Raw genomic sequence first — 10,399 nt, 5'->3', positions numbered from 1 at the left:
AGCGCGGCGGACGCCAGCAGCACGCCCGCGACGTCGAACCGGTGCCGGACGGTGCGGGTGTGGCCGGGCAGGATCGGCACGGCCATGGCCAGCACGCGGTTCATGCGTGCGGCCTTGTCGAGCTGGCCGAGGACGGACGGGGTGACGATCGCCGCCGGCGCGGGAGAGACCGCGTAGCCGAACCGCCTGGCGAGCATTCCTGCCTCCGATGACCACGGGCTTCCCCTGCTTTTGATCATCATCCACGCGAGATCCTGAACCCGACAGTCACCTGACAGGAACCGGTCACCGCGGAAGAGGCCTTTCCGGCGCTCCGGCCAAGCCCGTCAGAACAAGCCCGTCAGAAGAGGTCCCAGAAGTCGCCGCGGTCGCGCATCCGCCCGGCGGTCTCCTCCAGGATCACGCGGCCCGAGCGCATGACGTAGGCGCGGTCGGCGATCTTCAGTGCCTGCCGGACGTTCTGTTCCAGCAGCAGGATGCCGAGGCCCTCCTCGTCGGCGAGGCGCCGCAGGCGTTCGAAGATGGCCTCCACGACCGAGGGGGCAAGGCCGAGCGACGGCTCGTCCAGCAGCAGCAACCGGGGCCGGGCCATCAGCGCCATGCCGAGGCTGACCATCCGCTGCTGGCCGCCGGACATCGAGCCCGCCGCCTGCCTCGCGCGCTCGCCGAGGATCGGGAACAGCTCCCCGACGGTCGCGAGGCGCTCCGCCGTACTCGTCCCGGACGGCGCGTTCGCGGCGCCGAGCAGCAGGTTGTCGTGCACCGACAGGTCGGGGAACACGAACCGCTCCGACGGGATCATCGCGGCGCCCGCGGCGACGGCCCTGCGGACGGGCCGGCGCGCGGTGTCCCGGCCGGCGATCCGGACGGTCCCGGCGCGCGGCCGGACCGCGCCGAGCACGGACCGGATCGTGGTCGTCTTGCCCGCGCCGTTGTGCCCCATCAGGGTCACGATCTCCCCCGCCCCGACGCGGAGGCCGACCCCGTGCAGCACCTCCTTGCGGCCGTAGCCGGCGACCAGGCCGCTCACGTCGAGCAGCGGCGCGTCCCGCACCGCGCTGTCCTGACTCATCCGTCCTCCCTGGGCGCGCCCGTCACTGGGCGCCGAAGTAGGCCTCGGCCAGCCGGGCCGAGCCGGTCAGCTCGTCGAGCGTGCCGGACGCGGTGATCTCGCCGAGTTCCATGAAGCAGGTGTGGTCGGCCAGTTGCCGGACCACGTCGAGGTTGTGCTCGACCAGGCAGACGGTGCGGCCCTCGTCCCGGACGGCCGCGACCATGGCGAGCATGGTCTCCACCCAGGCCGCGTCGACGCCGGAGGCCGGCTCGTCGAGCAGCAGCACGTCGGCCCGGGTCGCCAGCGCCCGCGCCAGCGAGACCAGCTTCGCCTGGCCGTAGGACAGCGCGTCGGCCGGCGTCCCCGCCTGGTCGGCCATGCCGACGAACTCCAGCCACCGCATCGCCTGCGCGGCGACCTCGCGGTCCGCCCGGGAGACGCCGCGGCCGGGCACGAACAGGCGGCCGATCCGCTCCCCGGGCTGGCCGGGGACGGCGAGCATGACGTTCTCCAGGCACGTCAGCCGGTTCAGCAACCGGACGTCCTGGAAGGTCCTCGCGAGCCCGGCGCGGACGACCAGGTCGGGGCGCATCCCGACCAGTTCCGCGCCGTTCAGCGTCACCGAGCCGGTGTCGGGGACGACCGTGCCGGTGAGCAGGTTGAACGCCGTCGTCTTCCCGGCCCCGTTCGGGCCGACGAGCGCCGTGATCGTCCCGCGCCGCAGTTCGAGGCCGATGTCCTTGGCGGCGACGATGCCGCCGAACCGCTTGGACAGGCCCTCCGCCCGCAGCACGACGTCGGCCGCGGCGCGGGCGGCCGGGTCGACCGGCCTGAGCGCGGCCTTCACCGGCGGCGCGGGCGACGCGGCGGCCGCCTCCGGCACGGCGGACGCGGCGGCCCGCCGGGAGCGTTCGGGGACCAGGCCCTGAGGCCGGACGAGCATGACGAGCAGCAGCAGGGCGCCGTACAGCACCACCTGCACCAGCGCGGCCTGGGTGCTCTGCACCCCGAGCACCTCGCGCAGCACCGGCTCGATCATCGTCAGCGCGACGGCGGCCGCGATCGAGCCCGCGAGGTTGGCGTTGCCGCCGACGACGACCATCGCGAACACGGCCATGGCGAGCGGGAACCCGAACGCCGACGGGGTCGCCTGGCCCAGCCAGCCCGAGTAGAGGCCGCCGACCAGCCCGGTCAGCCCGCTGGTGATCGCGAAGATGCCGATCTTGTAGCCGAAGGTGTTCTTGCCGAGCGCGCGGGTCGCCACGGCGTCCTCGCGAACGCCCTTGAGCACCAGCCCGTAGGGCGATTCGCCGATGCGCCGGCAGACGGCGAAGACCAGCACGAGCAGCACCGCCGACGGGACCAGCCAGTCCTCCGGCGTCCGCAGGTCCAGCCCGAACAGCCGCAGGCCCTCGACGCCGGTGATGCCGGTGACGCCGCCGAGGGAGTCGAAGGTGGCGAGGACGCCGATGAGCCCGAGCGAGAACGCCAGCGTCATCAGGATGAGGAACTCCTCGGCGAGACCGAGCGCGATCAGCCCGATCACCACGCCGAGCGCGGTGGCGACCAGCACGGCGGCGGCGAGGGAGGCGAGGTAGGGCCAGCCGTGCGCGCCGGCGAGGAAGCAGACGGTGTACCCGCCGACGCCCGCGAAGGCGGCGTGCGCGACGGAGACCTGCCCGGCGTAGCCGACGAGCAGGTTGACGCAGACGGCGAGCGCCGCGAGCAGCAGCGCCTGGTCCAGATAGTTGATCCACATGGCGTCAGGCCTTCCTCAGCGGCGCGGGACGGGCGAGGCGCGGGCGGGGAAGCCGGCCCTTCACCGCCAGGAACGCGAGGTAGGCGGTGAGGACGATGAAGACGGCGGTCTGCGTCCACTGCAGCGGCAGCCAGTTCGACGCCCACTGCTCCAGCAGGCCGAGCCCGACGCCGACGGGCAGGGCGCGCAGCGGGGACGAGCGGGTGCCCGCGAGGAAGGCGACCACGAAGCCGTAGACGACGGTCGAGTCGCCCATGCTCGGCTGCACCGTGTAGAGAAGGCCGTACCAGAGGGCGCAGGCGCCCGAGATGAGCCCGGCGACGGCGAAGCAGACGAGGTTGACGCGGCGGACCCCGATCCCCAGCACGGCCGCGAGGCCCGGGTTGCTGCGGACGGCCTTGATCGAGCGGCCGATCGGGGTGAACGCCAGGAAGGCGGCGAGCCCCGCGACGAGGACCAGGCAGGTGGCCGTCTGCTCCAGCTCGAAGTCGGAGATCCGCACCGGCCCGAACCGGTGCTGCACAACGTCCGGCCCGTAGAAGGGCAGGCTGCTGGTCCCGAACTTCAACTGCAGGAGCGCGATGCCGGCGGTGCTGACGCCGATGGAGGTCACCAGCACGGCGAGCATGGCGCGTTCGGCGGCGCGGCGGGCGACGGGCTCGTAGACGCCGGCTTCGAGCAGCACGCTGACGGCGACCGCCGCCGCGAGCCCGGCGAGCGCCGACGGCCAGAAGGGCGCGCCGAGGCCGTCCATCACCCAGAAGGCGGCGTAGGGGGCGACGGTGTAGGTGAGCGCGTAGGCGAAGTGGAAGCGGGCGGTGACCCCGATGACGAGCGCGAGCCCGGCGCCGAGCGCGGCGTAGAAGGCGCCCCGGACGAGACCGTTGACGGTCAGCTGCCAGAGTTCGCCGCCCAGAAGGTCGTGCATGGATCCTCCCCGGATCGAGGGCCGGGGACGGCCCGTCGCGGGCCGTCCCCGGGAGGCGGCGGTCAGTCGGCGAGGCGGAACTCCTGGCCGCCGACGTTGTAGGTGGCGAGCGTCTCGACCTTGCCGTCCTTGTACTGGAACACCCCCATGGGGCGGCTCGCGACGCCGTGCGTCGCGAGGTCGATCTTGAGGGTGCCGACGGTGGCGGCGTCGCCGCCGTAGACGGAGGCGAACACCGGCTCCTTCTCCAGCGCGGCCTTGAGCTGGGCGCTGTCGGCGGGGTCGCCGCCCGCCGCCTTGACGCGGCGGATGAGGTCCCAGACCAACAGCGTCTCCTCGTAGGCGTTGGCGGCGTAGAAGTCCGCCGGCTGCCCGTAGGCCTTCCGGTAGGAGTCGGCGAAGAGCCTGGCCAGCGGGTTGGCCGGCGCCGACGCGTCGAAGTAGTCCATGGCGAAGGTGAAGCCGTCGGAATCGAGCACGCCCTTGGACGCCTTGACGGCCTCCTGCGTGAACTCGATGCCGACGAGCCGGCTCTTGAGGCCGGCGCTCTTGGCCTGGGCGGCGAAGGCGCCGGGCGACGCGCCGCTGAAGGCCACCCAGAGCAGGTCCGGCGGGTTCTTCTTGATCTTGGAGATCATGCTCGCGAAGTCCTGGGAGGTCGGTGCGACGGTCTCCCACAGGCCGTTGAAGGTCAGGCCGGCGGCGGCGAACTTCTTCGTCAGGTCGGCCTTGATGGCGGCGTTCTGCGCGCCGAGGTCGACCCCGGCGAGCCCGACCGTCCGCGCCTCGGGACGGGTCCGCTTGAACCATTCCAGGGCGCCGGGGACCGCGTCGGACGGCGCGACCTCGCGGGTGCCGTAGAAGTACTTCGTGCCCCGGGTGAAGACCTGGGCCCCGCCGACGCCGTCGAGGGTGAGGATCTTGTTCTTGTCGGTGTCGGCGAGCATCGCGCCGAGGCCGTCCCCCATCGAGCTGATCTTCGCCGGGACGCGCTCGCCCGCCAGCTCGGACGCGGCCTGCTTGGCGGCGACGGGGTCGGGGCCCTTGATGTCCTTGACGCTCGGCTCGATCGTGGGCCCGCCGGCCGCCTTGATCTGCTTGGCGGCCAGTTCGATGGCGTTGCGCATGGACTCGCCGTTGGCGGCGGACGGACCGGACAGGGTGAGCGTCGCGCCGAGCTTGAAGGTGACGTCGCCGCCGAGCGCGGCGCCGTCCTGGAGCTTGAGGACCTTGACGAGGTCGGCGGCCTGGGTCCTGGCGTCGGCGGCGCTGACGCCGGTGTCGCCGGACCCGCAGGCGGCGAGGGTCGCGGCCGCCGTCAGGGCCGCCAGGACGGGGGCGATCAGCCGTCGGCGGCCGAGATCGCTGCGAGGGGTGGGCATGGTGTCTCTCCGTTCCGCCGGCCGACGCCGATGCGTCGCCACGCAGGCGTACGCGCCACAATGGATCCGTACTGATCGCTACACGGACTGGAGCGATCACTACAGGGACGCGTGGCGACCGTACCCATGATGTGATGGTCGACACAACCCCCTGCCGGGGCGCAGTTTCCGAAGGTCAGAGGAGCAAGGTGCAGATGCGCAAGACGGCACGACGCCACCAGCAAGGTGAGGAGTCGAGGCTGCGGATCCTGGAGGCGACCCTCGCCATCGCCGCCGAGCGCGGCTACGACGGCACCTCGATCGGCCTGGTGACGGAGGCCACCGGCCTGCCGCCGAGCTCCGTCTACTGGCACTTCCGCAACAAGGACCAGCTGCTCGCCGAGACCCTGGAGTTCAGCTACCGGCGCTGGCGGGAGACCGCCCCCACCTGGCAGGAGCGCGTCCGGATCGGCGACCCCGCGGAGGAGGTCCGCGACCGGCTCCAGCGGGCCTCGCGCGCCATCGCCGACCGGCCGGAGTTCTGGCGGCTCGGCCTCATGCTGGGCCTGGCGAACCGCCCGAAGGAGCCGGCCGCGCGGCGACGCTACATCGAGGTCCGCGACGAGACCCGCGCCGCCATCCGGAGCTGGTGGGAGCAGGTGCTGCCCGCCGGAGACCCGGAGCGCGGGCGGGACGTCGCCGACCGGATGGCCCGCTTCCACCTCGCGGTCATGGACGGGCTGTACGTCGGCGTCCGCTCGGAGCGGGGCTGGAACCTGGAGCGCATGGTCGACCTGATCGCCGCCGGCGCCTACGCGCAGGCCGTCGCGTGGCTGGGCGAGGCGGCGTGAGCACCGTTCCCCCCGCCTCCCCCGGCCCCGCCGACGACCGGGAGATGTCCCGCGTCCGCATCCTCACGGCCGCCGCCGAGATCGCCGCGGAGTGCGGCTACGAGGGCACCACGATCTCCAAGGTCACCAAGCGCTCCGGCCTGCCGGCCAGCTCGGTGTACTGGTTCTTCCGGGACAAGGACCACCTGCTCGCGGAGGTCGTGCGGCACAGCTTCGAGCAGTGGATCGCCGCCGAGCCGCGCTGGGAGCGCGATCCGCGCGACGAGCGGTCGCTGGGCGAGGGGCTGCGCGACATCCTGGCGCGCTCGACGCGCGGCCTGCCCGGCGCCCCCGACTTCCTGCGCATCGGCCACATGCTCCTGCTGGAGTCCCGCGAGGTCGAGCCCGAGGCGCGCCGGTACTTCCTGGCCACGCGCGACGCGGTCGCGAGCAGCATCGCGGCCTGGTTCACCTCCCAGTTCAGCACCGAGCTGCGGGCGCGCCGCCCCGAGCTGGCGATGGACCTGGCCCGCATCGTGGTGGCCTCGACCGACGGCCTCTTCCTCGCCCACCAGATCGACGCGGCCGGGGATCCGGACGACTTCATCGCGATCATCGTGGCGATCGTCGAACAGGCGGTCGCGGACGCGGGCTGACCGGGGCGGCGGACCCCCGGCGGAGCGACCCGGCGGAAACGGGCGGTTGTCACACCGGGGGTTCGCATGGCAGTCTCTGTAGCGATCGCTACAGGGAGGAGTTCCCGCCATGGCCCTCACCGCCCACGGCACCGGCGCCCCGGTCATCGAACCCGACCGCTTCCGCCACGTGCTCGGCCACTACCCGACCGGCGTCGTCGTGGTGACCGCCCTCGACCCGGCCGGCGCCCCCATCGGCATGACGGTCGGCTCGTTCACCTCCGTCTCGCTCGACCCGCCGCTGGTGGCCTTCCTCCCCGACAAGGGCTCCAGCTCATGGCGCGCGCTGCGCGCGTCGGGCGAGCGGTTCTGCGTGAACGTGCTGGCCGCCGGCCAGGAGGACGTCTGCCGCGCCGTGGCCGTCCGCAAGACGGACAAGTTCCACGACATCGGCTGGCGCCCGTCCCCCGCCGGAAATCCGATCATCGACGGCGCGGTCGCCTGGATCGACTGCGTCACCGAGCAACTGCACGACGCCGGGGACCACCACATCGTCGTCGGCCGGGTCACGCACCTGCAGGCGGGCGACGAGGAGACGCCGCTGCTGTTCCACCGCGGCGCCTACGGCAGCTTCAACCCGCACTGACCGACCCGCGCCCACCACGCCAGGCCGCGCGCCGCCCAGAGCTTCGTCCCGTCAAGGATTCGGGCCGGTGATGGCCTCCCGAAAGGTTCTGAGCTGGCAATGGAGACGCCGGCTCCAGGCTCCGGCGGCTCGGTCGATTCGCGCGATGCCGTCGCGGGCTTAATTGGCGGATACTTCTCGGGAAAGACCCGAGACGCTTGATCATCCGACTTATATAGTGTGCCGGATGACCCCCACTCTGATGGCGCGAAGGGCCGTCGCCGTACTGGCGACGGCTTTCGTATGTGTGCCACTCGCTCCCGGAGTCTCCTCGGCCGCCGACACATTCCCTTCCCAGGACGCCTGTGCGGTGACGAACAACAACACACCCTCCGGCGACTGCGGTCCTTTCGTCCAGCTCTACGCGGAGAACTTCAACGGCGGTGACGTGCCCGCGGGCGCGTTCAACACGTGCGCCGGTGACGGAGACTTCCGCTGCGCCGGGCTGAAGACGAACTATCCGCATTACTACGACACGCTGGGCGCCTACCCCTCGGGCTGGCCGGACACCGCCACGAGCGGGGCGGACGGGAACGGCGGCCGGACGTTCGGCGGGTACTACCGGCCGGAGAAGGCCGTGAGCGTCTACACGGCGTCCAACGGTGACGGCCAGATGCGGGTCCACATGACCTCCAACGGTTCCGTCAACTCCGTGGCCGCCGTGGTTCCCCGGAAGTGCATGAACCTGCGGTACGGGAAGTTCACCGAACGGTTCGTCGTCCGCACCCGCACCCCCGGCTTCAAGATGGCCCACCTGCGCTACACGCCGAACGAGGTGGACTATCCGGAGGCGGGCGGGAACTTCTCCAGCGACCCCGTGAGCGTCTTCACGCACGGCTTCAAGGAGTCCAGCGCCGACGTGGCGCCCGGCACCGCGTGGACCTCGTGGCACACCTACTCGACGGAGATCGTGCCGGGCTCGCTGCGGTTCTACCTCGACGGCAAGCTGGTCAAGACCGTCAACGCCGACTTCCCCGAGTCGGCCGACTGGATCCTCCAGAACGAGAGCGCGCTCGCCGGCGCCTACGCAGCGGCCGGAGCCTCGGTGGACATCGACACCACGTGGCTCACCTGCTACAAGTACGTGGCTCCCGCGTCCAGCTGATCCACGCCGCACCCGGTGGATCATCCGTCCGGCCGGCTCCCGGCCCGGGGTGGCACCTCGGGCCGGGAGGCCGGCTGAAGGCGATCAGAACACCATCGCGAGCAGGTCGGCGAACAGTTCCTGTTCGTCGATTTCGAGCCCGCGGTTCGTGAACCACGTGGCCATGTTGTGGCAGTCGCGCATCAGGAAGTCCATGCCTTTCGGGTTGCCGACGACGTCGACGACCTGGGGCAGGTCGATCATCACGATCCGCTCGGCCTGGGCGAGGACGTTGTAAGGCGAGAGGTCGCCGTGCGCGAGCCCGGCGCGGGCCAGTTCACGCATTCCGTCGCGGAGCTGCTCGAAGTACACGCCGAGCAGCTCTTTCGAGGGGCGGACCTGGGCGAGCCGGGGCGCGGCGCCGCCCTCGCCGTCGTCGATGAACTCCATCAGCAGTTCGGTGCCGTCCACCTGCACGGGATAAGGCACCGGGACGCCGGCCTTCCACAGCCGGTTGAGGGCGTCCCATTCGGCGTGCGCCCACTGGCCGGCCGCGACACTGCGCCCGTGCGAGGTCTTCTTCGCCATCGCCCGCCGGTCGCGGCTGTTGCGGGTACGGCGGCCTTCGACGTACGACGTGCTGCGGTGGAAGGACCGGTGTTCCTCGGTGCGGTACCGTTTCGCGGCCAGCAGCGAGGACTTCGCCGGGTTGTCGCCGATGGCTTCCACAGCCCGCTCGAGCAGGAAGACGTCGGCTTCCTTGCCGGTTTTGAGGATGCCGAGCTCCGTATCGATCGCAGCCTGTTCCGTGACGACCCACGAGGGGCGCGGTTCCGGGCCGCGTGAGCCGCGCTCGACGTCCAGCCAGTTGGACCACCGCTGATCCGGGCCCAGCTCCTCGTCGACCGAGTGGAACTCGAACTCGAAGGCGCCGGCCGGACCGGGCGGGGGCTCATCACCAGCGAAACCGGACGAGCGGGAGTGAAGGTCGGAGTAGGTATCAGAGGTTTCGTACTCGGAAGACAACGGATGCGCTCCTGAACAAGAAGGGACTGATGCGGACATGCCGCAGCACAGTGACGGACATTCGTCAGCCCTCCTTAGTCCAGGCAGCGTTCGTCGCCGCTCAATCGCCCCAGCATGCACGCCCGTTCCGGACACCGCAACGCATTTACCGGGGTGGGGATCGCCTGCGAGTCCCGGGGTCAGAAAGTGGCGATCGGGTTGACCGGGCTGCCGGACGTCCCGGCGAAGCGGACCGGCGCGACGGCCAGTTGGAAGTCCCACTGGCCGAGCTCGGCAGCCGTCGCCGCGCACGCCTCCAGGTCGCAGTTGTCGAGCAGCCACAGGCCCATCGCGACGAGGCCCACGGCGTGGACCGGCATCAGCACGTCCTCGTACCCCGACGGCTGGACGTCCTGAGGGGTGTCGGCGCCGATCAGCGCGACCTCCCGTTCATGCAGCCACGGCAGGCAGGACGCGTGCCAGCCGGCCTGCTTGAATCCACCGGCCTGACCGGCCTCGTGCCGGACGCGGCCGTAGCCGGTGCGCAGGAGAACCGCATCGCCGGATCGCACCCGCACCCCCTGGCGCCGCTCGGCCTCCTCCAGGTCCTCGGGAAACACCCCGTCCCCCGGTTCCAGCCACGGCACGCCGCGGACCCCCGCGATGTCCAGCAGGACGCCACGCGTGATGATCCCGTTCGCCGCCGCCGTGACGGCCGCCCACCCCGATCCCGTCGCGGCGTCGACCAGCGAGTGTGACCGCCCGTTGTACATCGTGCCGTTCCAGAAGATGTGGCACGGTGAGTCGACGTGGGTGAGGGTGTTGCCGTGGAACGTGATGCCGAGCCGCTCGGACGAGAAGCCCCAGCGCCGGTCCTTATGGAAGGGCGCCGGCATGTTCTCGGCACCGGGCATGTCGGCGGCGCACGGGCACGTCGTCGTCGACCGCTCCATGTCCTCCGGTACGGCGACCTCCCATGCGCACGACACGCTCCTGCCGTGGCGCACGGCCCGCGCCGCCGCCAGCCGGACGTCGTCGGTGATGTGGTTCAGAGTGCC

Annotated in this window: 11 protein-coding genes; 4 read left to right on the top strand and 7 right to left on the bottom strand. The window is 71.5% G+C overall.

Annotated elements, in window-relative coordinates; all coding sequences use genetic code 11:
* The 5 genes from AB0C69_RS29590 to AB0C69_RS29570 form a co-directional block, all read right to left on the bottom strand.
* Window positions 1-197: hypothetical protein (locus tag AB0C69_RS29590; RefSeq protein ID WP_360358407.1), on the bottom strand; the 197-nt coding region annotated here is incomplete at its 3' end.
* A gap of 143 nt (window positions 198-340) precedes the next feature.
* Window positions 341-1,072, bottom strand: coding sequence for an ABC transporter ATP-binding protein (locus AB0C69_RS29585; RefSeq protein ID WP_360358406.1), 732 nt, complete (start codon window positions 1,070-1,072; stop codon window positions 341-343).
* Window positions 1,073-1,094: 22 nt separating this feature from the next.
* Window positions 1,095-2,813 (bottom strand): branched-chain amino acid ABC transporter ATP-binding protein/permease, encoded by a 1,719-nt coding sequence (locus AB0C69_RS29580; protein ID WP_360358405.1) that lies wholly within the window; start codon window positions 2,811-2,813, stop codon window positions 1,095-1,097.
* Between the two features lie 4 nt (window positions 2,814-2,817).
* Window positions 2,818-3,741 carry a branched-chain amino acid ABC transporter permease gene (locus tag AB0C69_RS29575; RefSeq protein WP_360358404.1) on the bottom strand — a complete coding sequence of 308 codons (924 nt, stop codon included), beginning with the start codon at window positions 3,739-3,741 and terminating at the stop codon, window positions 2,818-2,820.
* 62 nt (window positions 3,742-3,803) lie between these two features.
* Complete coding sequence (locus AB0C69_RS29570) at window positions 3,804-5,123, bottom strand: ABC transporter substrate-binding protein (RefSeq protein ID WP_360358403.1); 1,320 nt, start codon at window positions 5,121-5,123, stop codon at window positions 3,804-3,806.
* A gap of 194 nt (window positions 5,124-5,317) precedes the next feature.
* On the opposite strand from AB0C69_RS29570, the gene AB0C69_RS29565 reads away from it, so the two are divergent.
* The 4 genes from AB0C69_RS29565 (at window position 5,318) to AB0C69_RS29550 (ending at window position 8,357) form a co-directional block, all read left to right on the top strand.
* Window positions 5,318-5,953 carry a helix-turn-helix domain-containing protein gene (locus tag AB0C69_RS29565; RefSeq protein ID WP_345174184.1) on the top strand — a complete coding sequence of 212 codons (636 nt, stop codon included), beginning with the start codon at window positions 5,318-5,320 and terminating at the stop codon, window positions 5,951-5,953.
* Window positions 5,950-6,588, top strand: coding sequence for a TetR/AcrR family transcriptional regulator (locus AB0C69_RS29560; protein WP_345173760.1), 639 nt, complete (start codon window positions 5,950-5,952; stop codon window positions 6,586-6,588). The genes AB0C69_RS29565 and AB0C69_RS29560 overlap by 4 nt, the downstream gene beginning before the upstream one ends.
* 109 nt (window positions 6,589-6,697) lie before the next feature.
* On the top strand, window positions 6,698-7,213 hold the full coding sequence (locus tag AB0C69_RS29555; RefSeq protein WP_345173763.1) for a flavin reductase family protein: 516 nt from the start codon (window positions 6,698-6,700) through the stop codon (window positions 7,211-7,213).
* A gap of 349 nt (window positions 7,214-7,562) precedes the next feature.
* Window positions 7,563-8,357, top strand: a complete 795-nt coding sequence (locus tag AB0C69_RS29550) for a hypothetical protein (RefSeq protein ID WP_360358402.1) — start codon at window positions 7,563-7,565, stop codon at window positions 8,355-8,357.
* Between the two features lie 84 nt (window positions 8,358-8,441).
* Here AB0C69_RS29550 and AB0C69_RS29545 read toward each other — a convergent pair whose 3' ends face one another.
* Both AB0C69_RS29545 and AB0C69_RS29540 read right to left on the bottom strand, forming a co-directional pair.
* The gene (locus AB0C69_RS29545) at window positions 8,442-9,362 is read right to left on the bottom strand and encodes an RIO1 family regulatory kinase/ATPase (protein ID WP_360358401.1); all 921 of its coding nucleotides are present in this window, start codon (window positions 9,360-9,362) and stop codon (window positions 8,442-8,444) included.
* A gap of 179 nt (window positions 9,363-9,541) precedes the next feature.
* A partial coding sequence (locus tag AB0C69_RS29540; protein WP_360358400.1) for a cyclase family protein occupies window positions 9,542-10,399 on the bottom strand: 858 nt, incomplete at its 5' end.

It is taken from the genome of Actinomadura sp. NPDC048032 (genome assembly GCF_040653175.1).
Classification (GTDB): domain Bacteria; phylum Actinomycetota; class Actinomycetes; order Streptosporangiales; family Streptosporangiaceae; genus Spirillospora; species Spirillospora verrucosospora.
This window is presented reverse-complemented; position numbering and strand designations above follow the sequence as displayed.